This window comes from Branchiibius cervicis (genome assembly GCF_042661605.1).
In the GTDB taxonomy this organism is placed as follows: domain Bacteria; phylum Actinomycetota; class Actinomycetes; order Actinomycetales; family Dermatophilaceae; genus Branchiibius; species Branchiibius cervicis.
In genome coordinates, this window is sequence record NZ_JBHSWJ010000002.1 from 98,532 (window position 1) to 125,011 (window position 26,480).

The following is a 26,480-nucleotide window of genomic DNA, read 5'->3' on the forward strand; positions in this document are numbered from 1 at the left end:
GCGATCGCCGTACGCCGAGGTCGAATCCTCGCTCTGGGCCGCGACGCGTGCGCGGACCACGTCGGGGCGGGTACCGAAAGGGTCACTCTTCCGGACGGTTTGGTGGTGCCCGGCTTCCAGGACGCGCACGTCCACGCGCCCTTTGCGGGGCGCAATCTGGACAACGTCGACCTGTCGGAGGTGACCGGCCTGCCGGGCTATCTCGAGGCCATCCGCGCGTACGCCGCCGCGCATCCGGACCGGGAATGGATCGTCGGCGGGGGTGGGCCCTGGAGTCGTTCCCCGGTGGTCAACCCCGCAAGGAGGATCTCGACAGTGTCGTGCCCGATCGCCCGGTGTTCTTGTTCAACAAGGACGTTCACGGCGCGTGGGTCAACTCCGAGGCACTGCGCCGCGGGGGAATCGACGCCGCGACGCCGGATCCGGCCGATGGCCGGTACGAACGAGTGCCCGGAACCGGCGCCCCGACCGGGATGTTGCAGGAGGGCGCGGCCTACACCTTTGAGGCGCAGGTCGTTCCCGCGCCCACGACGAACCAGTGGGCGAGCCACATCCTGAGCGCGCAACGGCATCTGCACTCGCTGGGCATCACCGGTTGGCAGGACGCATGGGTGACCCCGGCGACCCAGGACGCCTACGAATATCTCGCTGGCGCAGGGCAACTCACGGCTCGCGTGGTCGGCGCGCTGTGGTGGGACAGGCACCGGGGCGTTGAGCAGATCGATTCGCTGATCCAGCGCCGGCGCGAGGTCGGCAATTTCCACGCCACCTCGGTGAAGATCATGGTCGACGGGATCGTCGAGAACGGCACCGCGGCCATGCTGGAGCCGTACTGCCGCCACGACCTGGGTGATCATCCGAACGGGCTGACGTACGTCGAGTCCCAGGCTCTGGCGCAAACCGTCACCGCTCTGGACGGGCTGGGTTTCCAGGTGCACCAGCACGCGATCGGCGACGCCGCGGTCCGATCGGCCCTCGACGCGGTGCAAGCGGCGCGGGAAGCCAACGGCAGCAACGATCTACGTCATCACATCGCGCACCTGCAGGTCGTCAATCCGCAGGATCTTCCGCGTTTCCGGGAACTCGATGTGGTCGTCAACATGCAGACCTACTGGGCCCAGAACGAGCCGCAGATGCGAGAGCTCAATTTCCCGGTGCTGGGGCAGGAGCGGTCCGCGCAGATGTACCCCTTCGCCACCATCGCGGCCAGTGGCGCAGTGCTGGCGATGGGTTCGGACTGGGGTGTGACCACGGCAGATCCGTTGCAGCAGATCGAGGTGGCGGTCCATCGCACTGACCCGGCGACACGCGAGGAAGAACCGTTCCTGCCGCATGAGGGATTGGCCCTGCGGACGGCTCTGTCGGCGTTCACGGCTGGCTCGGCGTACGTCAATCATGATGACGACGCCGGTTGGCTGGCGGTCGGTCGACGTGCCGACCTGGCCATCCTGGATACCAACATCTTCGACGCGGGCGTGCGGCCGGCAGACGCGACGGTGACGCACACCATGGCGGCGGGCAGGTGGGTGTACGGCGGCTGAGCAGCTCAGTGTTCGCTGGTCAGCATCCCGGCGAACCCAGCATCATGGCGCCGGTCGTCCCGTCGGCGGTGCGGCGGAATCGTCTGCGCCACATGGCATTTGCCGCGACGATGCCCTGGGTCAGGCCGGTCGCGGTGATGCCGGCCGCGGTCCGTGATGTGTGACGGAACCGGCACGAGTTGCCGCCTCGCTGGTCCCGCGGTCCGTGATGTGTGACGGAACCGGCACGAGTTGCTGCCTCGCTGGTCCCGCGGTCCGTGATTCGTGACGGAACCGGCACGAGTTGTCGCCTCGCCGGTCCCGCGGTCCGTGATTCGTGACGGAACCGGCACGAGTTGCTGCCTTGCCGGTCCCGCGGTCCGTGATCTGTGACGGAACTGCCACGAGTTGCTGCCTCGCCCGACAGCGGGATCAGCTCGCCCTCGGTTGTGCTCGCTCCCCGGCCGCCAACGGGATGCGCCAATGGAAGTGCAGTGACAGCACACGGATCGCGAAGACCGCGAGCGCGACCAGGAACTGGGCACCTATGCCGCCACCCCAGTGCCACAGCGCGGTCATCGCACCCGCTCCGAAGAGGGCGGGCAATGCGTAGATGTCGCGCGGGTCGAACAGCTTGGGGTTGCGGTTGGCGCACACGTCCCGCAGCAGTCCGCCGCCGATGGCCGTCGTGAAACCCAACAAGGTGGCCGCCACCGGATTCATGCCGAACTGCAGCGCCTTGACCGCGCCGGCGGTGCAGAACAGGCCCAGGCCCGCCGCGTCGAAGACCAGCAGGGTGCGCGGGAAGCGCTGCACTTCAGGAGCCATGAAGAAGACCAGCGCGGCGGCCACGAGCGGCGGCACCATGTAGGCCGGCCGATCGAACGCCGTCGGGGTGATCCGCAGCACCAGGTCGCGGAGCACTCCGCCGCCGAGGCCGGTCAGGGAGCCGAGGACGACCGATCCCACCAGGTCGTACCCGCGGGTGACAGCCAGCAAGCTGCCGGAAATCGCGAAGCAGAAGACGCCGAGCAGGTCGAAGGCCAGGGACCAGGTCATGGCGCCATTCTCCCCGCGCCGCGACGTCGTCAGTGTCTCGGCAAAACGCACAATCTCGGTTGTTCTGGGTGAGAACAACCGAGATTGCGCGGAATGCCGAGCTACTGCAACGAGGGGATATCGATCAGAACGCGTCCTCCGGCAGTTCCATCAGCGACAGGTCCGTCGCCTCGACGATCGCCCGCTCCGCGGTCAAGCGGGGCAGTACCTGCGAGGTGAAGAACTTCGCCGCCTGCACCTTGCCCACGTAGAACGGGTCCGTGGAACCGGCGTCGAGATGGTCCTGGGCGATCTCGGCTTGGCGCAGCAGCAGCCAGCCGATGATCAGGTCGCCGGCGGCCAGCAACAGCCGGGAGGTGTTCAGGCCGACCTTGTAGATCGCTTTGGGGTCGCCGTCCTCGGAGTAGGCGCCCATGGCGGTCATCCCGAGGTTCTCGATGATGCCCTGGACGTCCTCCATGGCCTTGCCCAGCAGGCCGCGCTCGGTGGTGAACTTGTCATCACCCGCGCCGCCCTTCACGGTCTGCAGGATCTGCTCGGCCAGCGCGCCGAGCGCGACGAACTGGTCCTTGAGGATCTTGCGGAAGAAGAAGTCCTGGGCCTGGATCGCGGTGGTGCCTTCGTAGAGGGTGTCGATCTTGGCATCGCGCACGTACTGCTCGATGGGGTAGTCCTGCAGGAAGCCCGAGCCACCGAACGTCTGCAGCGACTCGGTGCCCAGCAGCACCCAGGCGCGCTCGGAGCCGACGCCCTTGACGACCGGCAGCAGCAGGTCGTTGAGGCGCGCCGCCATTGCTGCCGGAGTGCCGTCGGCCGGGTGCTCGTTGCCGGTGGCGATGAAGTCAGCGTCCACGATGTCCTGCTGGCTGGCGGTGTAGAGCACCAGTGCCCGCAGCCCCTCGGCGTACGCCTTCTGCAACATCAGCGAGCGACGTACGTCGGGGTGGTGGGTGATCGTGACCCGCGGCGCATCCTTCGCCGGGTTGAGCATGTCGGCGCCCTGGACCCGCACCTTGGCGTACTCCAGCGCGTTCAGGTAACCGGTCGACAAGGTGGCGATCGCCTTGGTGCCCACCAGCATCCGGGCGTTCTCGATGACGCGGAACATCTGCGCGATGCCGTCGTGGACGTCTCCGAAGAGGGTGCCGACCGCCGGCTCCTTGTCGCCGAAGGTGATCTCGCAGGTGGTGGAGACCTTCAGGCCCATCTTGTGCTCGACATTGGTCACCCAGGCACCGTTGCGGCCGGTCAGCTCGCCGGTCTCCAGGTCGATGTTGAACTTCGGCACGATGAACAGCGACAGGCCCTTGGTGCCCGGCGCCGCGCCCTCGGGGCGGGCCAGCACGAAGTGGATGATGTTCTCGACCATGTCGTTCTCGCCGGAGGTGATGAACCGCTTCACGCCGGTGATGTTCCAGGTGCCGTCGTCGTTCTGGACGGCTTTGGTACGGCCGTTGCCCACGTCGGAGCCGGCGTCCGGCTCGGTCAGCACCATCGTGGCACCCCAGCCGCGTTCGACCATCAGCTTGGCGATCTTCTTCTGGTCGTCGTTGCCCAGCACGTAGAGCAGCTTGGCGAACATGTAGGAGGACCCGTACATCGCGACCGCCGGGTTAGCGCCCAGCAACAGCTCGTTCTTGGCCCACTGCAGCGACGGCGGGGTCACCGTGCCGTCCAGCTCCTCGGGCAGGTCCATCGCCCAGAAGCCGGAGTCGACGTAGGACTGGTAGGACTTCTTGAAGGACGGGGTGATCTGAACGGTCTTGCTCTGCGGGTCGTACACCGGCGGATTGCGGTCGGAGTCCAGCAGGCTCTCGGCGAGGTCGTTCTCGGCCAGAGTCACCAGCTGCTGGAGCATTTCGCGGGCGGTGTCGGCGTCGACGTCGGCGTAGGGGCCCGTGCCGAGGACCTCGTCACGGCCCAGGAGTTCGAAAAGGTTGAACTCGATGTCGCGCAGGTTGGACTTGTAATGGGACATGCGGCTCCTCAGAAGGCGATGTTACTGGCCAGTAATCATTGTCCTACTCACGAGTAATGTCTGCAACCCGGTGGTCTGCGCCCGCGGTGGTGCCGTGATCCACGTCGCATCGGGGATGATGGTGGTGTGAGTCAGCAGCAGGACGAGTCGACCCCTTCATCCAGGTCCGGGTGGCGTGCCCGACCCTCGAGGAGGCCGAGCAACTGGCCGCTGAGCTGGTCGCCGAGCGGCTCGCGGCGTGCGTGCAGGTCACGCCCGGGGTGCACTCCACCTACCGCTGGGACGGCAAGGTCGAGACCGCCACCGAAGCCGTCGCCGTCGTGACCTCACGGGCCGGATTGTTCGACCAACTGGCCGAGCGCGTGACCGCGTTGCATTCCTACGACGTGCCCGAGATCGTGGCGAGCCCGCTCACCCAGGTCAGTCCGGCGTACGCCGAGTGGCTGGCCGGGTCGCTCCTCGGGCCGGGCGAGGACCACACCGCCCCGGCCGTTCATCTGGAGATCGAGCGCAAGTTCACCCTCGCCGACGACGGTTTGGTGCCCGAGCCGGGCGAGTGGCCGCGCGTTGGCCAGGTGAGCAATGAGCGGCGGTACCTCCTTCAGGCCACCTACTACGACACCCCCACTCTCGATCTGGCCTCACACGGGATCACCTTGCGGCGCCGCGAGGGCGGACCCGATGAGGGCTGGCATCTGAAACTCCCACGCTCGAGCGATGCCCGGATGGAGGAGTGGATGCCCTTCGGTGCGGACGACGCGCCGCCGGCGCAGTTCCGCGACCAGGTGCGCCACCTGCTCGGCTCGGCCGCCTTGGTGCCGGTCTGCGAGGTCCGCACCCACCGGGTGGAACGGGATCTGTTGGCCGGCGAGGTCCATCTGGCCTGCCTGTGCGATGACCACGTGAGCACCCACAACCTGCTCGATGACCAGTTGGACAGCGACTGGCACGAGCTCGAGGTCGAGCTGGTCAGCGGCGGGATGGACTTCCTGGACGAGGTCGCCGACCATCTGGCGCAGTACGGCGTGCAGCAGGCCAGCGTCGCCTCGAAACTGGCGATGGCCCTGGGTCCCCTGCTTCGTCGCGCCGATCCCGGTCTGGAGCCGACGGGGTCATGAGCGAGGTGGAGCAGGCGATCGCGCAGTTACGCGCCCACGGTGAGCGCGTGACGCCGGCCCGTCGCGCGATCCTCGCGGTCCTGCGCGACGACCCGCGGCATCTGGACGCGGAGACTATCGCAACGCAGGTCGCCGATCGTGAGCCCGGAGTGCACCGCGCCACCGTCTACCGCTCGTTGCAGGCGTTGTCGGACTGCGGGGTGGTCACGCACACGCACGTGCCCAGCGGCGCGACGATCTATCACCTGGCGCAGAGCGCGCCGCAGCACGCTCATCTGCAGTGCGAGCGCTGCGAGAAGTTCTTCGACGTGCCGGCCGAATGGTTGGACCAGATCGCCCGGAACGCCTCCGAGCGGTACGGATTCGCGATCGACCGTTCGCATGCGGCGCTGCTCGGGGTGTGCGCTGACTGCGCTGTCCACGAGTGACCCGCCGGCAGCGGGTCGAGAGTCCCTGTGTTGCGGGGGTGCGGCCTGGGCAACCCGCCGCCGTGGGTCGAGAGTCCCTGTGTTGCAGGGATACGAACGATCAGCGCTGGTAGGTGCCCATCAGCACAGCCCGGCCGATGCCCTTGAAAGCCAGGTTGAACGCGACCACCGTCGGCGTGACCGAGTCATCGACGCCGAGTGACTCCTCGCCGACGGCATGCACCGCGAAGAAGTAGCGATGCGGTACGTCGCCCTCCGGCGGCCCGGCACCCTCAAATCCCTTCGTGCCGCCCGAGCCCGCGACGACGAATGCGCCGTCCGGGATGTCGGCACCGCGCTCCAGCGAGGTCACCGTGGCGGGGACGTCGACAAGGGTCCAGTGCCAATAACCGTCCGGGGTCGGCGCGTCCGGGTCATAGCACGACACCACGAATGACTTTGTCTCTGCGGGGAATCCGCTCCAGCTCAACTGCGGTGAGACGCCCTCGCCGTCGACCGAGAAGTCCTTGTCGAGGGGTTCACCGGGGGTGATGTCAGCACTGGTCAGCGTGAACGCCGGCAGCTTCGGCATCCGCTCGTAGGGATCGGGGGCTTGGGGTCGATCCAGGCTCATGGCTATCGGTCGCTCCTCTGTCCTCGGCTCCGGGCCTCGCGAGCGCTCGTTTCGTCACCTCGGTCGGAGCTCATAACCCGACCTTATCCCCGGCGCCCTACCCGATCAGCGCTTCTCGCAGGCGATGCCGTCCTTGTCGCGGTCCAGCTTCTTGTTCGCGTTGTAAATGGCGTTGTTGACGGTGAAGTTCTTCACCGGCTTCGACTTGCCCGAGACGTGGTCCTTGGCGCCCGTCTTGCCCACGCCGTGGGGGAACTTCTGGTTCAGCTTGCTGCAATTGGCGAAGACCGGGGGCTTCGCGGGCGCCTTAGCCTCGGCGGGCAATGCGGCGGAGAGGCTGACGAGGAATCCTGCGGTGACGGTAGCCGCGACGATGCGACGAGATGTGAACATAAATGCAAGTATCCGCACGACCCCCTCGGCTGTCCGCCGAATCGGTCAACACGCCGTCACTATCCTGAGGCCATGTCCATCGACGTGCTGGTGCTCAACGGTCCGAACCTCAATCTTCTCGGCACTCGCGAGCCCGGTGTCTACGGCCGCGACACCCTCGAATCCGTCGAGAAGCGGACCCAGGAGGTCGCGCAGACACTCGGCGTCCGCACGACCTGGCAGCAGTCCAACCACGAGGGCACCCTCGTCGACCTGATCCAGGAAGCCCGCGGCACGTACAAGGGCATCGTCATCAACGCCGGCGCCTACACGCACACCAGCATCGCCATCCGTGACGCACTCAAGGGCGTCGGTATCCCCTTCATCGAGGTGCACATCTCGAATGTGCATGCGCGAGAAGAGTTCCGGGCGCACTCCTACTTGTCCGACATTGCGGACGGCATCATCGTCGGTGCCGGAGTGCTGGGGTACGAACTTGCGATCCGCATCCTCGCCTCACGGCTGATGGACCCACCCAAACTCGCCTGAGCGCATACTCGGATGTGTCCCGCATCACATCCGAAGGAGCCGTTCGTGAGTAGTGACCCGTCCTACGCCGCCGGAGAGACCGACGTCCCGCTGATCGAGGCCACGATCGGGGACACCTTTGATCAGACCGCGCGCAGGTACGCCGATCGTGAGGCTCTCGTCGAGTGCGCCACCGGCCGCCGCTGGACCTGGGCGCAGTTGCAGGCCGACGTCGATCGGGCCGCCCGCGGGTTCCTGGCCGCGGGCATCCAGCCGGGCGACCGGGTCGGAATCTGGGCGCCGAACTGCGCGGAGTGGACGATCACCCAGTTCGCCACGGCGAAAGTCGGCGCCATCCTGGTGACGATCAACCCGGCGTACCGGACCCATGAGCTGGGCTTCGTGCTCGGCCAGGCAGGGGTCCGGATGCTGGTGGCGACACCGAGCTTCAAGTCCAGCGACTACGCGGCGATGATCGATCAGGTGCGGGCGGACGTACCCGATCTCGAGCAGGTCGTCCTGATCGGCACACAGTCGTGGGACGCACTCCTGGCCGGCGCCGACCGGCGCAGCGCGGAAGACTTGGCGCAGGTCCAGGCAGCGCTGACCAACACCGACCCGATCAATATCCAATACACGTCCGGCACAACGGGATTCCCCAAGGGCGCCACGCTCAGCCATCGCAACATCCTCAACAACGGCTACTTCGTCGGCGAGCTGTGTGGCTACACGGAGGCCGATCGGGTGTGCATCCCGGTGCCGTTCTACCACTGTTTCGGGATGGTGATGGGCAACCTGGCGTGCATCACGCACGGCTCCACGATGGTGATCCCGGCGCCGGCCTTCGACCCTGCGTTGACGCTCGAGGCGACACAGGAGGAGAAGGTCACCTCGCTCTACGGGGTGCCCACGATGTTCATCGCCGAATGGTCGCTGCCCGACTTCGCCGACTACGACCTGTCCACGGTGCGCACCGGAATCATGGCCGGTTCGCCGTGCCCGGCGGAGTTGATGAAGAAGGTGATCGCGGTCGGCATCGAGGAGATGACGATCTGCTACGGCATGACCGAGACCTCACCGGTCTCCACCCAGACCCGGGTGGACGACTCGTTCGAGCACAAGGTCGGGTCCGTGGGGCGGGTCGGGCCGCAGTTGGAGATCAAGGTCGTCGACCCGTTGACCGGCGACACCGTCCCGCGCGGGGAGCCGGGCGAACTGTGCACCAAGGGCTACTCGGTGATGATCGGCTACTGGGAGCAGCCGGAGAAGACGGCCGAGGTGTTGCGCGACGGGTGGATGCACACCGGTGACATCGCGGTCATGGGGCAGGACGGGTACGTGCAGATCACCGGGCGCATCAAGGACATCGTGATCCGCGGCGGGGAGAACATCTATCCCCGCGAGATCGAGGAGTTCCTCTACACCCACCCCGACATCGTGGACGCCCAGGTGATCGGGGTGCCCGACGAGCGCTACGGCGAGGAGTTGTGCGCGTGGATCCGGATGCGGGAGGGTACGGCGCCGCTCACCGCCGACTCCTGCGCGAGTTCGCGACCGGCCAGTTGGCGCACTACAAGATCCCGCGTTACGTGACGATCGTCGAGGAATTTCCGATGACGGTGACCGGCAAGGTCCGCAAAGTGGAGATGCGGGAGAAGTCGATCGCGGATCTGGGATTGCAGGTCTGATCCGGGCAAGAGACAAACCCTCCCGTCAGCGCGACCGGGAGGGTTTGTCTGTGCAGGGATCAGGCGAGCGCCTTGGCCTTCAGGACTTCGTATTCCTCGGGGGAGATGGTGCCGGAGTCCAAGAGCGCCTTGGCGTCGGCGATCTCCTGAGCCGGGTTGCGACCGGCGACCTCGCGGACGTACTCACGGGTCTGCTGCTCGGCCGCTTGGGCGGCGCCGGCCTGCCGTTCGGCCGTGCCCTTGCCCTTGACGATCAGGTAGACCAGCGCGGTCAGCACCGGGAAGAGGATCAGGAAAAGCACCCAGATCGCTTTGGCCCAGCCGCTGCTCTCCCGGTCGCGGAAGAGGTCGGTGATGATCTGGAACATCACCAGCAGGTAGGCGATGAAGAAGAAGATATACAGGGCGTAGAGAAGGAATTGCCAGAAATCGTGCATGGGGTCCCCCTGAGAGATAGTGCTCAAGCTGTCGGGCAAAACCCTAGAGCCGTCGCCTTCGCGCATGCGGCAGACTGGCGCATTTTGTCTCGATGTGATTCATTTCGCACCGTTTCAGCGCGAGATGGTGTCCAGCCAGCGAATCAACAGGGCGTTCTCCTCGGCGCCGAGTGCGTCGCGGGGGCTGGCTCGCAGGGCTGAGGCGAGGTCTGCGGCCAGCTGCGCCGGCGCGACGCGGTCCCGCTCGATTGCCTGACCGGTGATCGCGGCTACCGTGGCGTCCCGCACCTGGTCGGACAGTCCGGCCGGGTGATCCGCGGACGTGATGAGGAAGAGCGTGACGCCCACGCAGGAGGACAGCACGTGGTCGGCCGCCTCCTCGGCGCTGACGACCAGTCGCCCCGTCGCCGCCGCCCGGCGGGTTTGCTGCAGGAGTGCCGCGAGCGCCTGCTCCGCGGCAGGCGTGCGATGCCCGGGTACGACCTGCCACATCAACGCGTAGATCGCGGGGCTTCTTAGCCCGAATTCGACGTGCTGATCCCAGCCGGCGGAGATGTCATCGATGGCATTGGACGACGGTTTCTGCTCAGCCTTGAGAGCGCGGTACCGCTCGAAGTGGCGAGCCACGACGGCATCGACCAAGCCCTGTTTGGAGCCGAAGTAGTGATAGAGCGTCGGCATCTTCACGCCGACATCGGCACACACGGCGCGCAGCGAGAGCTCCTCCCCGGGGTGGGCTTCGATGCGCGCAGCAGCGGCGTCCAGGAGTTGGTCCCGGTTGCCGGGGGACGCCGACTTGACGGTCTCTATCACAGTGCTACATTAACAGTATCTAAGTGATACACACATGGTGTAGCAGCGAGATAGATAACGAGGAGAACCCATGGCCAACTCATACGACTTGACCGGCAAGAACGTCCTGGTGGCAGCAGGCGCTAAGAACTTGGGCGGGCTGATCAGCCGCGACGCAGCGAAGGCTGGTGCCAACGTGGCCATCCACTACAACTCGCCCGAGACCCGACCCGAGGCCGAGAAGACTTTGGCCGCGGTGCAGGAGGCTGGCGGCAAGGGCGTCCTGCTGACCGGTGACCTGACTGTCCCGGCGAATGTCGCGACGCTCTTCGCCGACGCCGAAGCAGCACTCGGCATGATCGACGTCGCGATCAACACCGTTGGCAAGGTGCTGCGCAAGCCGATCGTCGAGACCACCGAAGACGAGTACGACGCGATGTTCGACATCAACGCCAAGGCTGCGTATTTCTTCATCCAGGAGGCCGGCAAGCGATTGGCCGATGGTGGCCGGATCATCACGATTGCGACCTCGCTGCTGAACGCCTTCACCGACGGTTACTCCACCTACGCGGGCGGTAAGGCCCCCGTCGAGGACTTCACCCGGGCCGCAGCCAAGGAATTCGCCGACCGAATGATCTCGGTCAACGTGATCGCCCCCGGCCCGATGGACACCCCGTTCTTCTACGGCCAGGAGACCCCGGAGCGCGTTGAGTTCCACAAATCGCAGGCCATGGGCAACCGGCTCACCGAGATCGAAGATATCGCGCCAATCGTGCTGTTCCTGGCGACCGATGGCGGCTGGCTGACCGGTCAGATCCTCTTCCCCAACGGTGGCTACACCACCCGCTGAATCCCCACCTCACGCAAGGAGCGAGCATGACTGAGCAGATCGACGTACCTGCACCGGTCTCGGCATTTGTCGCCGCGATCAACGAAGCGGATACAGAGGGGTTCGTGGCCCTCTTCCTCCCCGACGGCCTGATCAGCGATTGGGGCACGGAATACCGCGGCTCGCAGCGGGTCCGCCAGTGGGCCGGCTCGGACGCGATCGGCGCTGGCGCCCAGATGCAGATTCGCTCAGCCAAGACTGAGGGCGCTGTCACCACCGTCCGATTCGACTGGCGCAGCAGCGTCTTTACCGGAGAGTCCACCGGTATCTTCACCGTGGACGGTGAGCACCTCGCCAGCTTCGTGATCCCGCCGGAGCACTAGCGGCCGCGCGGGCGGGCTTGATGGTTGGAGCGGGCGACGAGAATCGAACTCGCGTGTCCAGCTTGGGAAGCTGGCGCTCTACCATTGAGCTACGCCCGCGTACGGCGGCCGGAGGATCGCCCCGACCAGCCAGTGCGAGAGTCTAACCCGCGAGCCGTTGATCATCGAAACGCAGGGTAGGTTGAGCGGGTGCTGCTCTCTGATCGCGACATCCGCGCCCAGATCGATGCCGGCCGGGTCGCGCTGGACCCGTTCGACCCGGGGATGATCCAGCCCTCGAGTATCGACATCCGTCTCGACCGCTACTTCCGGCTGTTCGACAACCACAAGTACCCCTTCATCGACCCCGCGGCCGAGCAGGAGGAGCTGACCCGGGCGCACGAATGCGCTGATGGCGAGCCCTTCGTGCTGCACCCGGGGGAGTTCGTCCTCGGCTCGACGTACGAGCAGGTCAGCCTGCCCGACGACGTCGCCGCACGTGTGGAGGGCAAGTCCAGTCTGGGTCGTCTCGGGTTGCTCACCCACGCAACGGCCGGGTTCGTCGATCCCGGCTTCAGTGGGCACGTCACGTTGGAACTGTCCAACGTGGCGACCCTGCCGATCAAACTGTGGCCGGGCATGAAGATCGGTCAGCTGTGCTTCTTCCAGTTGTCCTCGCCCGCCGAAAACCCCTACGGCTCAGCGAAGTACGGCTCCCACTACCAGGGCCAGCGCGGTCCGACCGCCAGCCGCTCCTACCAGAATTTCCACAAGTCGGATGTCTGACCGGCGCCGGTCTCTCACCGGTCCGGCCCATGACGGCGCAAACGCCTATTTGAGCGTGCCGCGCAAGGTCGCCCCCGGCGATGCCATCGCCCTGATGCTCCACGGGGTTCGCCGTTCAGCGACCACGAGGTCGGTCGCCTGCATCCGCCGATCCTGGTCATGGTCCCGTTCGCGGCGGCGCTGCGGCGGCGTACTCACGGTCTGGTGCACCCCGCCGTGTTGCGTTACGCGGTGAAGGGCTGGAACGGCGTACGTCGATCCCCGGTCCTCGATGCGCGCTGGGCCCTGGACGAGCTGGGCCGGCGCCACCCCGGCGTACCCATCGCTCTCGTCGGTCACTCGATGGGCGGCCGGGTCGCGTTGGAACTAGCGCCCGATGAGCGGGTGCGAGCGGTGGTCGGCTTGGCGCCCTGGTATGCCGAGGGGTACCCGGCGGCGTCCTTCGCCGGCACCCCGTTGCTGGTCCTGCACGGGGACGAGGACCGGGTGACCGATGCGCGCACCTCCGAGGAGCTGGTACGCCGCGTGGAGGCTCTGGGCGGGGACGCCACCTTCGAGAGCATCCACGACGGTCACGCGATGCTGCGTCGGCCCACCCAGTGGCACGCCCGGACCGCCGCGTTCCTGTCGGCCCGGTTGGGCGGGGTATGACAATCCGCATAGCAATCTGTCGGTAGCGATCCATATGCTGCAGGGACCATGCTGCTGCGACTCATCCGGGACAGTCTCGCGCCCTACCTGGGGTACGTCGCGGCCCTGATCGTGTTGCAGTTGATCAGCGTCGCGGCCAACCTCTACCTGCCGACCCTGAACGCCGACATCATCGACAAGGGCATTGCCCGCGGCGACTCCGGCTACATCACGCACACCGGCGGCATCATGTTGGCGATCAGCGTGGTGCAGGTGTTCGCCGCGATCGGGGCGGCCTACATCGGCGCCCGCCTCGCGATGTCGGTCGGCCGGGACATCCGGGGGAGCGTCTTCCACGCCGTCGGTCGGTTCTCGGCCCGCGAAGTCAACACGTTCGGCGCGCCGTCGCTGATCACTCGCAGCACCAACGACGTCCAGCAGGTGCAGCTCCTGGTGCTGATGGGCGCGACCTTGATGGTGTCGGCGCCGATCATGATGGCCGGCGGGATCATCATGTCGGTACGCACCGACCCGGGATTGTCCTGGCTGATGGCGCTAGCGGTCGGGATCATGGGGGTGGCCATCGCCCTGGTGGTGCGCAAGATGGTGCCCGGCTTCCGGATGGTGCAAGCCCGGCTCGACACCGTCAACCGGATCCTGCGCGAGCACCTCACCGGCGTCCGAGTCATCCGGGCGTTCACCAGGGAGCCGTTCGAGACCGCGCGGTTCGGGGTCGCGACCGATGAGCTGACCGACTCCTCGATCCGGGTGGGCCGGCTGATGATGTCGATGTTTCCCATCGTCTTCACGATCATGAACCTCTCCACGGTGGGGGTCTGGTGGTTCGGTGCCCACCAGGTCGATGCCGGGGACGTCGAGATCGGCAGTTTGTCGGCCTACATGACCTATCTGATCCAGATCCTGATGGCCGTCATGATGGCGACCTTCATGTTCATGATGATCCCGCGGGCCTCGGTGTCCGCCGACCGGATCACCCAGGTGTTGGACACCGAGCCCTCAGTCGTCCCGCCCGCGCACCCGATCACCCCGTCGCGGTTGCGCGGAGAGGTGGAACTCCGCCATGCCTCGATGCAGTACCCGGGAGCGGATGCGCCGGTACTGCAGGACATTTCGCTGTCCGCTCGACCGGGGCAGACGATCGCGATCATGGGTTCGACCGGCTCGGGCAAGTCGACATTGCTGTCGCTGATCGCGCGATTGTTCGACGCCACGGACGGGTCGGTCCTGGTCGACGGAGTCGACGTCCGCGACCTCGAGCCCACCCAGTTGTGGGGGCACATCGGCATCGTCCCGCAGAAGGGTTACCTGTTCACCGGGACCGTTGCCAGCAACCTGAGGTACGGCAACCCGCACGCGACGATCGAGGAGTTGTGGCACGCCCTCGAGGTCGCCCAGGCGGCGGACTTCGTGCGCAAGCTCGACGGTGGACTCGAGGCGCCGATCTCCCAGGGGGCACCAACGTCTCCGGCGGGCAGCGGCAACGACTGTGCATCGCGCGGGCACTGGTCGCCCAGCCGCGGATCTACCTGTTCGACGACTCGTTCTCCGCGCTGGATCTGCAGACCGACCGCCGGTTGCGCACCGCGCTGAAGCCGGTCACGCGCGAGGCCACGGTTTTCATCGTCGCGCAACGGGTTTCGACGATCACCGAGGCCGATCAGATCCTGGTCCTGGAGGACGGTCAGTCCGTCGGCCTCGGGACGCACGAGGAGCTGTTGGCCGGCTGCACGCCGTACCGCGAGATCGTGCAGTCCCAGCTGGGGGTGGATGCGGCGTGAGTGACGAGGAGGACACCACTACGCAGCGCCCGCCGACCCGTCCGACCCGGGGCCCGGGGATGGGCGTCGGCCCGGGGAGAAGACCAAGGACTTCAAGGGTTCTGCCGTCCGGTTGTTCAAACTGCTGGCGCCACACCGGGTTTCGCTGATTGCGATCCTGTTGTTGTCCATCGGCTCGGTCGCGCTGAGTGTCGTCGGGCCCCGGGTGCTCGGCATGGCGGTGGACCGCATCTTCAGCGGTGCGGTCAGCAAGGCCGTCCGTGTTCCCGCCGGCACGACCCAGCAGCAGGTGGTGGACGGTCTACGCGCGAGAGGTGAGAACACCTTCGCCGACATGATCGCCAAGATGGAGCACTTCGTACCCGGCGCCGGGATCGATTTCGGTGCCGTGGGCACGATCCTGCTCATCGTGCTCGGCCTCTACCTGCTCGCCGGTGCGATGCAATTCATCCAGGCGCGGTTGCTGAACTACGCCGTGCAGCAGACCATGAACCGGCTGCGCAAGGACGTCGAGGACAAGATCAACGTCTTGCCGTTGAAGTACCTCGACTCGCGCCCGCGCGGTGAGTTGCTCTCCCGGGTCACCAACGACATCGACAACATCGGTCAGTCGATGCAGCAGACCCTGAGCCAGCTGTTGGTCAATCTGCTGACCGTTGTCGGTGTGATCATCATGATGTTCACGATCTCGTGGTGGCTGACGCTCATCGCGCTGCTGGTGATTCCGGTGATCCTGGTGCTCACCGGCCAGATCATGAAGCGCTCGCAGAAACTCTTCGTGGCTCAGTGGGCCACCACCGGCCAGCTCAATGCCCGCATCGAGGAGACTTTCACCGCGCACGAACTGGTCAAGGTGTTCGGCCGCGGCCCGGAGGTCGAGGCAGCGTTCAAGACCACCAACGACAAACTGGCCGACGTGAGCTGGAAGGCCCAGTTCATCAGCGGGCTGATGATGCCGATCATGATGTTCGTCGGCAACCTGCAGTACGTCGCGGTGTGCGTTCTGGGCGGGCTGCAGGTGGCCGCCGGGTCCATGACGCTGGGCAACGTGACGGCCTTCGTGCAGTACACCCGCCAACTCACCCAGCCGCTGACCCAGTTGGCGTCGATGGTCAACCTGATGCAGTCCGGAGTCGCCAGCGCCGAGCGGGTGTTCGAGGTCCTGGACGCCCCCGACGAGCCCGCCGACGCGCAGGGCCACCTGCCGGACGTGCGCGGCAAGATCACCTTCGAGGACGTCACCTTCGGGTACGACGCGGCCAAGCCACTCATCCACGACCTCAACCTGAGCGTGCAGCCGGGTGAGACCGTCGCGATCGTCGGCCCCACCGGTGCCGGGAAGACGACTCTGGTCAACCTGGTGATGCGCTTCTACGACATCGACAGCGGTCGGATCTCATTGGACGACGTGGACATCGCGTCGGTGCCCCGGGCCGCGCTACGGTCCCGGATCGCCATGGTGCTGCAGGACACCTGGTTGTTCGGCGGGACGATCCGCGAGAACATCGCCTACGGCCGGCTCGACGCGACCGAGGACGAGATCATGGCCGCTGCGCAAGCGACGTTCGTGGATCGGTTCGTGCGGTCGCTGCCCGATGGCTACGACACGGTGATCGACGACGAAGCGGCCAACTTGTCGGTCGGGGAGCGCCAGCTGATCACCATCGCCCGGGCGTTCCTGGCCGACCCGGCGTTGTTGATCCTGGACGAGGCCACGAGTTCGGTGGACACGCGCACAGAGGTCATGTTGCAGGACGCCATGACGGCATTGCGCTCCGACCGCACGAGTTTCGTGATCGCACACCGGCTTTCGACGATCCGGGACGCCGACACCATCCTGGTGATGGAGGACGGCAGCATCGTCGAGCAAGGCAGTCACGAGGCGTTGCTCGCGGCCGGTGGCGCCTACTACAACCTCTACATGGCGCAGTTCGAAGGTGCCGCCGTCACCGACGAGGACGAGTCCGTCACCGTCTGAGGGGTTGTCCACAGCTGCGGTAGCCGAGCTCTGCGCGCCTACCCCGCGGTTGCCTAGCGTTCCTCGCATGGACGATGCACAGACCATTCGCGAGGTGGCACGCGCAGTGGCCACGATGGCGCAAGACTTACGCGACGAAGGGGTTCGGGTCGCCGGGCGCGCGACAGTGCACTGGTCGGGTTCGGCTGCAGCGCAATACCATTCGAAGCTACGGGAGGGTTGCGACGACTACCGCCGGCTGTCGGGCGACCTGGAGCGGCTGCACGACACACTGCTGTCCCACGCTCGGCACGTCGAGGATCACGAGAGCTTCCTCACGGGACTGACCCAGGTCGTCAGTCCGGTGCGTTTGTTGCTTCCGGGCGGAGCGTCGTGAGCGATCTGGTCCGTGAGTCGGACCTGACCTGGTGGGACGCTCTTTCCCTGATCGGTGCGCAGCGGCGTACGTTCCTGGTGGCCAGTGCGCACACGGCCGCGGCGACGGAGGTTGTGCTGGCCGGCGGACGCGAACGTGAATACGACTCAGTACGATTCAGCTTGCCTCCCGGCGGCGGCCTGCCGCATCGGATCCCGTCAGCCCTGATCGGCAGCGGCCCGGCGTGGTCCTTGGTGACCGAACTCATCGATCTGCAGCTGACCATCGAGACCGACGCCGAACTGCGGTTCAGCGACTGCCTCCCGGTGACGACGCACGGTCCGATCGATGCAGCAGATGCGCTGCTGGTCGCCGAGGCGATCCGCTGCGCTGATCCCGCACGGGTCGACGCCGCGCTCGGGCTCACGGGGTGGGAGCTCGTCCCGCAGTGGTTGCGGGACTTCGCCTTCGGTGCCAGCGGCCAACTGACCGTCACCGTGCTAGGCCCGGGACAGGTCGGCGCGGCCGGTATCGGAACCGCTCAGCAACTTCGGTCAGAGGGGTTGCCGGGTGCGGTCGTGTGCATGCTCAACGCCATCGCGTTGCGCTCCGGATGGGGATTGCTCTCACCGGCCGGACAAGGGGAGCTGATGTGCGAGCCGGTGAGCGCGTTGTCCCTGCAAGCCATGTTGAACGCCATCTGCGACCCCATCTTCACAAGGGAGGCGGCATGAGCGACATCGACACCCATCACCTGTTCGCCGGGGTCCCCGGTCAGCCACGACCGACCCGCCCACCGCTCACGGCGCCTGCCGACGGTGCCGGGTTCTGCACCAGCAGCGGCGGTTCGCAGTCCGTCGCGGCCGACACGGCCGGTCTACGGACTGCGGCCGATCTGCTCGATCGCAGCGGCGATGTCGCCCGCGACACGGTGATCAGGCTGACGGCGGTGCTGCTGCGGTTGCCGGTGACCGGTGCCGTCCTGTCGCCCGGTTCAGCCGCGGACATCACCTGCCAGGCGGCGGCACTGACGGCGGGGCCGACCGGTGTCGGTGCGTTGACCCTGCGCATCGAGACACTGGCCCGGTTGGTGCGCCTGGCCGCGGACCTCTACGACGCGCGGGAGGCCGCTACCCGGGAGCTGATGCTGCGTGTGCAACAGGCCATGCTGCCGGTGTCGGTGCCGTACGAACTGGTCGGCACCGTCGTCAACTATGGCGCCCGGCAGGTCGGCATCGACCACGACATCATCCCCGGCACAGAGGGCCTGACCGGCAACCTGGTGCTGCTGCTGCACACCTCGCTGAATCCCCCGGCATGGAGTTGCTGTCCACCGAGCAACAACTGACCGGGATCGTGACAACCGGTGAGGTGCTCGGTCTTTTCAAGGACTCAAACCCGCTGACCGTCAACCAGATCCCGTCCCGTGTTCCGACCGGCGCCGGGCCGACGGATCTCGGCGGTCTGGTCGACGACATCAACGTCGCCGGCAAGTCACCGGCGGACCGCGAGCGCATCCTGGTGCGTCATGTCCAGCAACCCGACGGCACGGGTGCGTGGATCGTGAGTATCCCGGGGACGGCTCAGTGGTCGCCGGTCTCCCAGGAGAACCCGGCCGACCTCACCGCGAACCTCCGGCTGATGGCCGGGATGTCGTCGACTCTCAAACCAGCTGTGCAACAGGCGCTTTCCTCGGCGCAACGACAAGCCGGTGTGCAACCGGGCAGCGAGCCGGTCATGCTCACCGGGCACAGCCAGGGCGGCATTCTCGCTGCCAGCATGGCTCACGATCCGCAACTGGCCAAGGAGCTGAACATCCGCGAAGTGGTGACCTTTGCCGCGCCGGTCACCGGGATGGCTCTGCCGGCGCAGGTGAACGGGTTGGACGTCGGGATCAACGGCGACGTGGTGCACCATGCGGACAACCAGGACACGGCCGACAGGATCAACCAGGCGCAGATCAGCTGCGCGGCGCCGGCGGATGCCGCAAACAACTTCGCGACGCACAACTCCCACGGCTACGCCGAGCGGGCCCACGCGTTGCTGGGCCACGACACCGACGTCATCGCCGCGCAAGATTTCTACCGGCGGGCGGACGGGGTCTTCCTGGGCGGGACCGCCACGACCTACACCTTTGAACTGCAACGCCCTTCATAGTGGTGGGATGAGCACTGCCGACTCCTCGGACGCTTCGCAGGGGTCTGCCGAGTCGGCGTGGGCACCGTTGCGCAACAGTCTTTACCGCAGCCTGTTCATCGCCCAGCTGATCTCCAACATCGGCATGTGGATGGCGACGGTCGGATCCCAATGGTTCCTCGTGGAGCGCTCGGCCAGTCCCACGATCATCGCGCTGGTGCAGACCGCGAGTATGGCGCCGACTCTGCTGTTGTCGTTGCCGGGCGGGGTCTTCGCCGACAGCTACGATCGTCGCCGCCTGTTGATCGGCCTGTCCATCTATTCAGCTGTGATGGCGCTGTTGCTTGCGGTGCTGGCCTGGGCGGACGTGCTCACCCCCGCACTGCTGCTGGCCATCACCTTCCTGCTCGGAGCAGGCAGTGCGTTGACTGCGCCGGCCTGGCAGGCCATCCAGCCGGAGTTGGTGCCTCGCGAACAAATCTCTGCGGCCTCGTCGCTGGGCTCGATCACGGTGAACGCGGCGCGGGCCATCGGGCCGGCGATCGGCGGTCTGCTCGTGGCGGCCGGCGGCCCGGGGGCGGTGTTCGCACTGAACGCGCTGTCCTTCGTGGTCCTGCTGTGGAGCCTGTGGCGCTGGAAACGCCCGCCGGACCGTCGGCTCTTCGAACGCGAGCACCTCACCACGTCGATGTGGATCGGGTTGCGTTACGTGGTCGCGGCGCCCACGGTCAAGCGAATCCTGGTGCGGTCCGCCCTGTTCGCCTTTCCCGGCTCCGCGCTGTGGTCGCTGCTGCCGCTGTCCGCCCGCCGCTGGGGGCTGGGCTCCGGCGGGTACGGCGTGGTGCTGGGTGTGCTGGGCATCGGAGCGCTGCTCGGTGCGGCGCTGATGCCGACCTTGCGCAAGCTGCCGCCCAACGTCCTTCTGGCCGGTTCGGCCCTGGTCTTCGGCGCGGCCACCGCGGCGGCGGCCAGTGCACCGTTGTGGCTGGCCCTGATCATCCTGCTCTTCGCCGGGATCGCCTGGATCGGGACCTTGACGACCTTGAACGCCGGTCTTCAGCTGACGCTGCCGGCATGGGTCCGCGCTCGCGGCATGGCCGTCTACCTGATGGTCTTCATGGGGTCGCAGTCGATCGGTGCGCTGGTGTGGGGAGCCCTGGCGTCCAAGGCCGGACTCTCGACGGCACTGTTCGTCGCGGCCGGTTGTCTCCTCCTGGCCGCGCTGAGTGTCGTTGTCCTACCGATGGATCCGATGACCGGCCGGCTCGATCGGGCACTGTCGACGGCCTGGGCGACACCCACGCTGATCTTCGAGCCGCGCCCGGACGACGGCCCGGTGCTGGTGTCGATCAGCTACCAGGTGCGACCGGACCACTTCGCCCGCTTCACCGAAGCAATGCGCGTGGTCCGTCGCGCCCGCAGCCGTTCGGGAGGACGGGCCTGGCGGCTGTACCGCAGCGGCGACCGGGAAGGGCTGCTCATCGAGCAGTTCGTCGTGGAGTCCTGGGTGGAGTACGAGCGTCAGCACGCCGAACGATGGACTGGCTACGATCACGATGCGGTCGTGACCGCCCTCAGTTGCACGACCGACGGGCAGTGGCACGAGCGACGGTTCTTCGCGGTCGACCTGCACCATCCGCCGCACACCTGACCTCGAGGATCTTGCGCCGATCGACTACCCGGGCTTTGGAAGGCGGTGCCCTCCGGCGGCGCTGCGGTGGTGCAGCGTGTTCCAAACCCTGTCGAGGCGAGGGCTCAGGCCTGCGCTGCCGCGGACTCCAGCTCGGGTTCGGGACTCTGGCCCCGGCGTACGGCGGCCAGCAGCATGTTGGCGACGTCCACGACCTCGACCTCGGGGCGGGCATCGCCGCTGGCCTGCTGCGCAGTGAGTCCGTCGGTGATCATCACCCGGCAGAACGGGCAACCGATCGCGATGCGGTCCGCTCCGGTGGCCACGGCCTCCTTGGTGCGGTTGAGGTTGATCCGCGAGCCCAGCTTTTCCTCCATCCACATCCGAGCGCCACCGGCACCGCAGCAGAAGGACTTCTCGCCCGCGCGCTCCATCTCGCGCAGCTCGACACCCGGCAGGGAGCCGATGAGTTCGCGCGGCGGTGCGTAGACGCCGTTGTGCCGGCCCAAGTAGCACGGGTCGTGGTAGGTCACGCTGGGGGCGGTGGAGGCGGCGCCGGACACGTCGGCCTCGTCCGGGCGGGCAACCGGCACGAGGCGCTTGTCGCGTACGAGACGGTTCAGCAGTTGCGTGTGGTGTACGACCTCGTATTCGCCGCCCAGCTGGGGGTATTCGTTCTTCAGCGTGTTGAAGCAGTGCGGGCAGGTCACCACGATCTTGGTTGCACCGGCCTCGTTCAGCGTCTCGACGTTCTGGCTGGCGAGGGCCTGGAACAACATCTCGTTGCCCGCGCGGCGGGCGGAGTCACCGGTGCAGGACTCCCCGTCGCCGAGGACGGCGAAGCTGACTCCGGCGGTGTCCAACAACTCCGCGACGGCGCGGGTGGTCTTCTTGGCGCGGTCCTCGTACGCACCGGCGCAGCCGACCCAGAACAGGTAGTCCACCTCGGAGAGGTTCTCCACGTCCTGGCCGAAGACCTTGACCTCGAAAGGCAGTCCCTTGGCCCAGTCCAAGCGGGCGCGCGGCGACATCCCCCACGGATTGCCCTTGCCCTCGAGGTTTTTGAAGAGGCCGCCCAGCTCGCTGGGAAAGGCCGATTCGATGAGGGTCTGGTAGCGGCGCATGTCGACGATGTGGTCGACATGCTCGATGTCCACGGGGCACTGCTCCACGCAGGCACCGCACGTCGTACACGACCACAGCACGTCCTGGTCGATGACGGCATCCGGGCCGTGCGGGTTGTATGCGGTCAGGGGGTTCAGGACGTCGTACCCGGTCTCGCCGACCAGCGGCAGCTCGGCGAGCGCGGTGGTCGCTTCCGGTAGACCGGCGCGGGCGTCCTGCGCCGCCTTGAGGTAGGGCGCTTTGGCGTTGGCGTGTTCGCGCAGCGTCATGATCAGCAGCTTGGGCGACAGCGGCTTCTCGGTGTTCCAGGCCGGGCACTGGCTCTGGCAGCGGCCGCACTCGGTGCAGGTGGAGAAGTCCAGCAGGCCCTTCCAGGTGAACTCCTCGACCTTGCCGACCCCCAGCGTGGCGTCTTCGTCGAGGTCCTCCAGCGCCTCCATGGTCACGACCTGGCCGTCGACCTTCATCGGCTGCAGAGCGGCCAGAGAAGTACGTCCCTTGGGGTGGCGCTTGAACCAGATGTTGAAGAACGCCAGGAAACGGTGCCAGGCCACGCCCATCGTGACGTTGCTGGCGATGACCATGATCCAGACCATCGCGGTGATGATCTTGATGGCGGAGATCACGATGATCAGTTGCTTGAGGCTGTCCGTGGACAGGTGCGTCAGCCATTGGCCGTACCACCCGGTCAGCGGGTAGTGCAGCGCATCCGCGGCAGTGTCTCCCTCGTGGGACTCGAGCGCGTATTCCAGTCCTCGCAGCGTCAGCACGCACAGGATCTCGACCAGGATGACGATCTCGACGAAGTAGGCCTGCCAGAACGTCGAGCCGAAGAACCGCGAGTAACGCCCGTCCTTGCCCGGTGCTCGCGCCGGGTGGCGCTTGACCCGGTTGAGGATCAGGACCGTGATCCCGATCAGGCCGAACCACCCCAACAGGTCGACGATCCAGCCCCACGGGAAGAAGTGCCCGATGATCGGCAGCACGAAATCGGGTTTGAAGATCTGGAAGTAGGACTGCAGGACCGCAAGGGACAGCACGATGAAGGAGATCATCGTGATCCAGTGCGCTGCGGCGACCACCGGCAACCGCGACATCCGGGTGTGACCCAGGAACTCCCGCACCAGCGTGCGGGTGCGCGCGGCCGGGTGATCCGACCGGGATTCCGGCCGGCCGACGCGGAAGGTGGCGATCATTCCCACGACAGTGCGCGCGACCATAACGACGGCGATCGCGCTCAGGCCGAGCGCGATGATTGCGGCCACGATCTGCAGTGCTGACATGGGGATAGTCTAGACACCCGCTACCCGCCAGTAACTTCCGATCGGCGGTGTACCGCGCTGGTCGGCGCCCCGGCCCGGGTGGGCGGAAGGCGCCTCGATGGCCCGATGTGCGGGATTGGTTTGCGCGATCAATAACACAGTGTTGGAATGTCTATAACGAACCCGCGCGGCGGATGTTGTGTGCTGCGCCTCAGCTGAGAAGGACCTGCAATGCCGATTCTCGACGACGTCACCCAGGCCATCGGTAACACGCCGCTGGTCCGGATCAACCGCCTCATCGACTCCGACGCGATCGTCGCGGCGAAGTTGGAGTACAGCAACCCCGGTGCCTCGGTGAAGGACCGCATCGGAGCAGCGATCATCAAGGCCGCCGAGGACAGCGGTGAGCTCAAGCCGGGCGGGACCATCGTCGAAGCCACCTCGGGCAACACCGGCATCGCGCTCGCCATGGTCGGCGCGGCCAAGGGCTACAAGGTCGTGCTGGCGATGCCGGAGACCATGAGCAAGGAGCGCCGGGCCCTCCTGCGCGCTTTCGGTGCCGAACTGGTGCTGACCCCGGGCTCGGAGGGAATGAAGGGCGCCGTCAACAAGGCGGACGAGATCGTCAAGGAGCGGGGCGCGGTACTTGCCCGCCAGTTCGCCAACGCCGCCAACCCCGAAATCCACCGTCAGACCACGGCCGAGGAGATCTGGAAGGACACCGACGGCGAAGTCGACATCGTCGTGGCCGGCATCGGCACCGGCGGCACCATCACAGGTGTCGGCGAGGTCCTGAAAGCCCGCAAGCCCTCGGTCCAGATCATCGCCGTGGAGCCCGAGGAGTCGCCGATCCTGAACGGCGGTGAGCCCGGCCCGCACAAGATCCAGGGTATCGGCGCCAACTTCGTGCCGGAGATCCTGAACACCGACATCTACGACGAGGTCATCGACGTCAACGCCCAGACCTCGGTGGAGTGGGCCCGCAAGGCGGCGACACAGGAGGGTCTGCTGGTCGGGCTTTCCTCCGGCGCCGCGCTGGCAGCCGCGAACCAGGTCGCCACCCGCCCCGAGAACGCGGGCAAGACGATCGTCGTGATCATCCCCTCCTTCGGCGAGCGCTACCTGTCGACGATCCTTTTCGAGGGTCTGGTCGACTGAGTTGAGCCTCCACCTGACCCGCCGCCTGCGCGCCGAGGCGGTCGACCACGGCACGTCGACAGGTGAACAGCCCTCGGGGCCGGGGCGGTTCGGTGATCCCGAGCCGGTCGCGGAGCACCCGGCTGCGTTGCCTGCCGCGCGTGGCGTGCTGGGTCGGGTACGCCGTGCCCGGGCTCGTGCGGTCGAGGACCTGGACGCGGCGATCGAGCGTGATCCTGCTGCCTCGGGCGGCCGTGTGGAGATGGCGTTGACCTCTCCGGGGCTGCAGGCGATCTGGGCGCACCGGGTGGCGCACGGGATGTGGCAGCGCGGCGGTCGCTGGCGGCTGCCGGCGCGTCTCGCCGCGCAGACGGCCCGTGCCGTGACCGGGGTCGAGATCCACCCCGGCGCGACCATCGGCCGGCGGTTCTTCATCGACCACGGCATGGGTGTCGTGATCGGGGAGACCGCCGAGGTCGGCGACGACGTGATGCTTTACCACGGGGTCACCCTGGGCGGCCGGTCGCTGCAGAAGGTCAAGCGGCACCCGACCGTGGGCGACGGCGTGACCATCGGTGCCGGAGCACGCGTGCTCGGACCGGTCTGGATCGGCCCGGCCGCACAGATCGGGGCCAACGCGGTGGTGGTACGCGACGTACCTCCTGCCGCTGTCGCCACGGGTATTCCGGCGACCGTGCGGTTCCCGGGCAAGGACGAGTTGGACCCGTACGCCGATCCGGCGGTCTACATCTGAGCTGCGGGCCGCCCTCCGGTTCCGGGAGGATCCCCTGTCCGGGCAGGCATTCCGTGCCTGTCTTCGACCTTTGAGCGCCCGAAAACGGTTCGCGCCGCGCCCTTGAGGCTTCTAGCCTGCGAGGGTGATCTCGCCCGAGCGTCTGACTGCGGCCGTCCGGGAACGCCTGCCGCTGGTCGGGCCGCTGGTGCCGGTCGAGCGGAGCGGGGCGTGGTCGAGGGCGTTCACGGCCAGCGCCCTGGTCGACGGCACCGAGGCGCCCGTCGTGGTCAGGGTCGGATCGCATCTGGACGATTTCGCCAAGGACGCGCTGGCCAGCGGATGGGAATGCCCGCAACTGCCGGTACCGCCGGCGTACGCGATCTTCCCGGTCGACGACGAGTTCGCGATGGTGACCGGCCGCCGGTACGGCGTCTTCCTGGAGGATCTGGACGCGTCGGCCTGGGGCCGTGCTCTCCCGCACGTCTTCGACGCGGTCGACGCGCTGCGAGCGGTCCCGTTAGTGGCCGCTGCGCCGGCGGACGTCGACACCGGCGGCCTCGATCTGCCATTCGATCCGGCGATCGTCGGCGTCACCCGGCCGTGGCGCGAGTGGCTCACCGACCTGCAGGACGACCCGAGCGCCCGCGGTGGCGGATGGGCACCACGGCTGGCAGGCTCGCCGACCGGGGATCACTCGTTCCACGCGGGCCTCGAGTTCCTGCACGGGCTGGTCGACGGCGTGGAGCCGCCCCGCAGCTTCGTTCACTCGGATCTGTTGCACGGCAACGTGCTCGCTGCCGCCGACGGCTCACGTATCGAAGCGATCTTCGACTGGGGTTGCCTCTTCGCCGGCGACTACCTCTACGACATCGCCTGGCTGGATTTCTGGGCGCCGTGGCATCCCGGTCTGGCCGCGCACGACGTACCGGCCCTGGCCCGCCAGCGGTTCGCCGGCAGTGATCCGCAGGCCGGTCTCTTCGACGTGCGGCTGCGGGCCTGCGCGGTGCACATCGGGCTGTGCCACCTCGCCTACTTCGCATTCGTCGACAACCCCGCACAGATCGCCGCGACCGATCGGCGGCTGGCACAGTACGACGGCCGCGCGGGTTCGTGAGCAGGCGCGCGCCGGTGCCGATGCAGAAGCGCCCCACCGGATCCGGCGGGGCGCTTCACGGACGGACT

Annotated in this window: 23 protein-coding genes, 1 tRNA gene and 3 pseudogenes; 19 read left to right on the forward strand and 8 right to left on the reverse strand. The window is 67.0% G+C overall.

Annotated elements, in window-relative coordinates; translation table 11 throughout:
- Window positions 1-105 precede the first annotated feature (105 nt).
- Window positions 106-1,541: pseudogene (locus ACFQBT_RS00730) on the forward strand (amidohydrolase).
- Window positions 1,542-1,952: 411 nt separating this feature from the next.
- On the opposite strand, the gene ACFQBT_RS00735 reads toward ACFQBT_RS00730, so the two are convergent.
- Together ACFQBT_RS00735 and ACFQBT_RS00740 are read right to left on the reverse strand one after the other, a co-directional pair.
- A complete protein-coding gene (locus ACFQBT_RS00735) occupies window positions 1,953-2,579 on the reverse strand; it encodes a trimeric intracellular cation channel family protein (protein WP_377819922.1) in 627 nt (208 codons plus the stop codon).
- Window positions 2,580-2,703: 124 nt separating this feature from the next.
- Entirely contained in the window at window positions 2,704-4,557 is a 1,854-nt protein-coding gene (locus ACFQBT_RS00740) for an acyl-CoA dehydrogenase (RefSeq protein ID WP_377819923.1), read from the reverse strand.
- A gap of 170 nt (window positions 4,558-4,727) precedes the next feature.
- Here ACFQBT_RS00740 and cutA point away from each other — a divergent pair, with 170 nt between their 5' ends.
- Window positions 4,728-5,675, forward strand: a complete 948-nt coding sequence (cutA, locus tag ACFQBT_RS00745) for a divalent cation tolerance protein CutA (RefSeq protein ID WP_377819924.1) — start codon at window positions 4,728-4,730, stop codon at window positions 5,673-5,675.
- On the forward strand, window positions 5,672-6,103 hold the full coding sequence (locus ACFQBT_RS00750) for a Fur family transcriptional regulator (RefSeq protein ID WP_377819925.1): 432 nt from the start codon (window positions 5,672-5,674) through the stop codon (window positions 6,101-6,103). The genes cutA and ACFQBT_RS00750 overlap by 4 nt, the downstream gene beginning before the upstream one ends.
- Window positions 6,104-6,203: 100 nt before the next feature.
- On the opposite strand, the gene ACFQBT_RS00755 is transcribed toward ACFQBT_RS00750, so the two are convergent.
- Window positions 6,204-6,716 carry a YbhB/YbcL family Raf kinase inhibitor-like protein gene (locus ACFQBT_RS00755; protein WP_377819926.1) on the reverse strand — a complete coding sequence of 171 codons (513 nt, stop codon included), beginning with the start codon at window positions 6,714-6,716 and terminating at the stop codon, window positions 6,204-6,206.
- Window positions 6,717-6,821: 105 nt separating this feature from the next.
- Window positions 6,822-7,109, reverse strand: coding sequence for an excalibur calcium-binding domain-containing protein (locus tag ACFQBT_RS00760; protein ID WP_377819927.1), 288 nt, complete (start codon window positions 7,107-7,109; stop codon window positions 6,822-6,824).
- A gap of 72 nt (window positions 7,110-7,181) precedes the next feature.
- On the opposite strand from ACFQBT_RS00760, the gene aroQ reads away from it, so the two are divergent.
- Together aroQ and ACFQBT_RS00770 are read left to right on the forward strand one after the other, a co-directional pair.
- Window positions 7,182-7,637 carry a type II 3-dehydroquinate dehydratase gene (aroQ, locus tag ACFQBT_RS00765; RefSeq protein ID WP_377819928.1) on the forward strand — a complete coding sequence of 152 codons (456 nt, stop codon included), beginning with the start codon at window positions 7,182-7,184 and terminating at the stop codon, window positions 7,635-7,637.
- A gap of 12 nt (window positions 7,638-7,649) precedes the next feature.
- A pseudogene (locus ACFQBT_RS00770) lies at window positions 7,650-9,304 on the forward strand (AMP-binding protein).
- Between the two features lie 59 nt (window positions 9,305-9,363).
- Here ACFQBT_RS00770 and ACFQBT_RS00775 read toward each other — a convergent pair.
- Window positions 9,364-9,741, reverse strand: coding sequence for an SHOCT domain-containing protein (locus tag ACFQBT_RS00775; protein ID WP_377819929.1), 378 nt, complete (start codon window positions 9,739-9,741; stop codon window positions 9,364-9,366).
- A gap of 114 nt (window positions 9,742-9,855) precedes the next feature.
- Entirely contained in the window at window positions 9,856-10,554 is a 699-nt protein-coding gene (locus ACFQBT_RS00780; protein ID WP_377819930.1) for a TetR/AcrR family transcriptional regulator, read from the reverse strand.
- 70 nt (window positions 10,555-10,624) lie between these two features.
- Between ACFQBT_RS00780 and ACFQBT_RS00785 the strand changes: the two genes are divergently transcribed.
- The gene (locus ACFQBT_RS00785; RefSeq protein WP_377819931.1) at window positions 10,625-11,383 is read left to right on the forward strand and encodes an SDR family oxidoreductase; all 759 of its coding nucleotides are present in this window, start codon (window positions 10,625-10,627) and stop codon (window positions 11,381-11,383) included.
- 26 nt (window positions 11,384-11,409) lie between these two features.
- Window positions 11,410-11,745, forward strand: a complete 336-nt coding sequence (locus ACFQBT_RS00790; RefSeq protein WP_377819932.1) for a nuclear transport factor 2 family protein — start codon at window positions 11,410-11,412, stop codon at window positions 11,743-11,745.
- A gap of 25 nt (window positions 11,746-11,770) precedes the next feature.
- Here the strand turns inward: ACFQBT_RS00790 and ACFQBT_RS00795 are convergent.
- Window positions 11,771-11,844 (reverse strand) — tRNA-Gly (locus ACFQBT_RS00795).
- Window positions 11,845-11,934: 90 nt separating this feature from the next.
- Here ACFQBT_RS00795 and dcd point away from each other — a divergent pair.
- The 9 genes and pseudogenes from dcd (at window position 11,935) to ACFQBT_RS00840 (ending at window position 21,059) form a co-directional block, all read left to right on the forward strand.
- On the forward strand, window positions 11,935-12,510 hold the full coding sequence (dcd, locus tag ACFQBT_RS00800; RefSeq protein ID WP_377819933.1) for a dCTP deaminase: 576 nt from the start codon (window positions 11,935-11,937) through the stop codon (window positions 12,508-12,510).
- Between the two features lie 159 nt (window positions 12,511-12,669).
- On the forward strand, window positions 12,670-13,161 hold the full coding sequence (locus tag ACFQBT_RS00805) for an alpha/beta hydrolase (protein WP_377819934.1): 492 nt from the start codon (window positions 12,670-12,672) through the stop codon (window positions 13,159-13,161).
- 48 nt (window positions 13,162-13,209) lie between these two features.
- Window positions 13,210-14,939 (forward strand): annotated as a pseudogene (locus ACFQBT_RS00810) (ABC transporter ATP-binding protein).
- A gap of 112 nt (window positions 14,940-15,051) precedes the next feature.
- Window positions 15,052-16,917, forward strand: coding sequence for an ABC transporter ATP-binding protein (locus ACFQBT_RS00815; RefSeq protein WP_377819935.1), 1,866 nt, complete (start codon window positions 15,052-15,054; stop codon window positions 16,915-16,917).
- Window positions 16,918-16,984: 67 nt separating this feature from the next.
- Window positions 16,985-17,293 carry a WXG100 family type VII secretion target gene (locus ACFQBT_RS00820; protein WP_377819936.1) on the forward strand — a complete coding sequence of 103 codons (309 nt, stop codon included), beginning with the start codon at window positions 16,985-16,987 and terminating at the stop codon, window positions 17,291-17,293.
- Window positions 17,290-18,006, forward strand: coding sequence for a hypothetical protein (locus ACFQBT_RS00825; RefSeq protein WP_377819937.1), 717 nt, complete (start codon window positions 17,290-17,292; stop codon window positions 18,004-18,006). Before ACFQBT_RS00820 ends, ACFQBT_RS00825 begins: the two co-directional genes overlap by 4 nt.
- Window positions 18,003-18,620: a hypothetical protein gene (locus tag ACFQBT_RS00830; RefSeq protein ID WP_377819938.1), complete on the forward strand. Its 618-nt coding sequence runs from the start codon at window positions 18,003-18,005 to the stop codon at window positions 18,618-18,620. The genes ACFQBT_RS00825 and ACFQBT_RS00830 overlap by 4 nt, the downstream gene beginning before the upstream one ends.
- Window positions 18,590-19,429, forward strand: a complete 840-nt coding sequence (locus ACFQBT_RS00835; protein ID WP_377819939.1) for a PGAP1-like alpha/beta domain-containing protein — start codon at window positions 18,590-18,592, stop codon at window positions 19,427-19,429. The genes ACFQBT_RS00830 and ACFQBT_RS00835 overlap by 31 nt, the downstream gene beginning before the upstream one ends.
- A 7-nt stretch (window positions 19,430-19,436) precedes the next feature.
- Entirely contained in the window at window positions 19,437-21,059 is a 1,623-nt protein-coding gene (locus ACFQBT_RS00840) for an MFS transporter (RefSeq protein ID WP_377819941.1), read from the forward strand.
- 104 nt (window positions 21,060-21,163) lie between these two features.
- Here ACFQBT_RS00840 and ACFQBT_RS00845 read toward each other — a convergent pair whose 3' ends face one another.
- Entirely contained in the window at window positions 21,164-23,446 is a 2,283-nt protein-coding gene (locus ACFQBT_RS00845) for a (Fe-S)-binding protein (RefSeq protein WP_377819942.1), read from the reverse strand.
- Between the two features lie 210 nt (window positions 23,447-23,656).
- On the opposite strand from ACFQBT_RS00845, the gene cysK reads away from it, so the two are divergent.
- The 3 genes from cysK (at window position 23,657) to ACFQBT_RS00860 (ending at window position 26,412) form a co-directional block, all read left to right on the forward strand.
- Complete coding sequence (cysK, locus tag ACFQBT_RS00850; RefSeq protein ID WP_377819943.1) at window positions 23,657-24,583, forward strand: cysteine synthase A; 927 nt, start codon at window positions 23,657-23,659, stop codon at window positions 24,581-24,583.
- Window positions 24,584-24,710: 127 nt separating this feature from the next.
- Complete coding sequence (gene epsC, locus ACFQBT_RS00855; RefSeq protein ID WP_377825299.1) at window positions 24,711-25,316, forward strand: serine O-acetyltransferase EpsC; 606 nt, start codon at window positions 24,711-24,713, stop codon at window positions 25,314-25,316.
- 124 nt (window positions 25,317-25,440) lie between these two features.
- A complete protein-coding gene (locus ACFQBT_RS00860) occupies window positions 25,441-26,412 on the forward strand; it encodes a phosphotransferase (protein ID WP_377819944.1) in 972 nt (323 codons plus the stop codon).
- Window positions 26,413-26,480: the final 68 nt, after the last annotated feature.

What these genes read in the sequence shown, in the direction of transcription:
- ACFQBT_RS00805 (WP_377819934.1), top strand. Translation starts at nt 12,670, where the DNA reads ATGGTCCCGTTCGCGGCGGCGCTGCGGCGGCGTACTCACGGTCTGGTG.
- ACFQBT_RS00820 (WP_377819936.1), top strand. Translation starts at nt 16,985, where the DNA reads ATGGACGATGCACAGACCATTCGCGAGGTGGCACGCGCAGTGGCCACG.
- ACFQBT_RS00840 (WP_377819941.1), top strand. Translation starts at nt 19,437, where the DNA reads ATGAGCACTGCCGACTCCTCGGACGCTTCGCAGGGGTCTGCCGAGTCG.
- ACFQBT_RS00830 (WP_377819938.1), top strand. Translation starts at nt 18,003, where the DNA reads ATGAGCGACATCGACACCCATCACCTGTTCGCCGGGGTCCCCGGTCAG.
- ACFQBT_RS00755 (WP_377819926.1), bottom strand. Translation starts at nt 6,716, where the DNA reads ATGAGCCTGGATCGACCCCAAGCCCCCGATCCCTACGAGCGGATGCCG.
- ACFQBT_RS00740 (WP_377819923.1), bottom strand. Translation starts at nt 4,557, where the DNA reads ATGTCCCATTACAAGTCCAACCTGCGCGACATCGAGTTCAACCTTTTC.
- ACFQBT_RS00785 (WP_377819931.1), top strand. Translation starts at nt 10,625, where the DNA reads ATGGCCAACTCATACGACTTGACCGGCAAGAACGTCCTGGTGGCAGCA.
- ACFQBT_RS00835 (WP_377819939.1), top strand. Translation starts at nt 18,590, where the DNA reads ATGGAGTTGCTGTCCACCGAGCAACAACTGACCGGGATCGTGACAACC.
- aroQ (WP_377819928.1), top strand. Translation starts at nt 7,182, where the DNA reads ATGTCCATCGACGTGCTGGTGCTCAACGGTCCGAACCTCAATCTTCTC.
- ACFQBT_RS00845 (WP_377819942.1), bottom strand. Translation starts at nt 23,446, where the DNA reads ATGTCAGCACTGCAGATCGTGGCCGCAATCATCGCGCTCGGCCTGAGC.
- ACFQBT_RS00750 (WP_377819925.1), top strand. Translation starts at nt 5,672, where the DNA reads ATGAGCGAGGTGGAGCAGGCGATCGCGCAGTTACGCGCCCACGGTGAG.
- ACFQBT_RS00760 (WP_377819927.1), bottom strand. Translation starts at nt 7,109, where the DNA reads ATGTTCACATCTCGTCGCATCGTCGCGGCTACCGTCACCGCAGGATTC.
- cysK (WP_377819943.1), top strand. Translation starts at nt 23,657, where the DNA reads ATGCCGATTCTCGACGACGTCACCCAGGCCATCGGTAACACGCCGCTG.
- ACFQBT_RS00790 (WP_377819932.1), top strand. Translation starts at nt 11,410, where the DNA reads ATGACTGAGCAGATCGACGTACCTGCACCGGTCTCGGCATTTGTCGCC.
- ACFQBT_RS00775 (WP_377819929.1), bottom strand. Translation starts at nt 9,741, where the DNA reads ATGCACGATTTCTGGCAATTCCTTCTCTACGCCCTGTATATCTTCTTC.
- ACFQBT_RS00735 (WP_377819922.1), bottom strand. Translation starts at nt 2,579, where the DNA reads ATGACCTGGTCCCTGGCCTTCGACCTGCTCGGCGTCTTCTGCTTCGCG.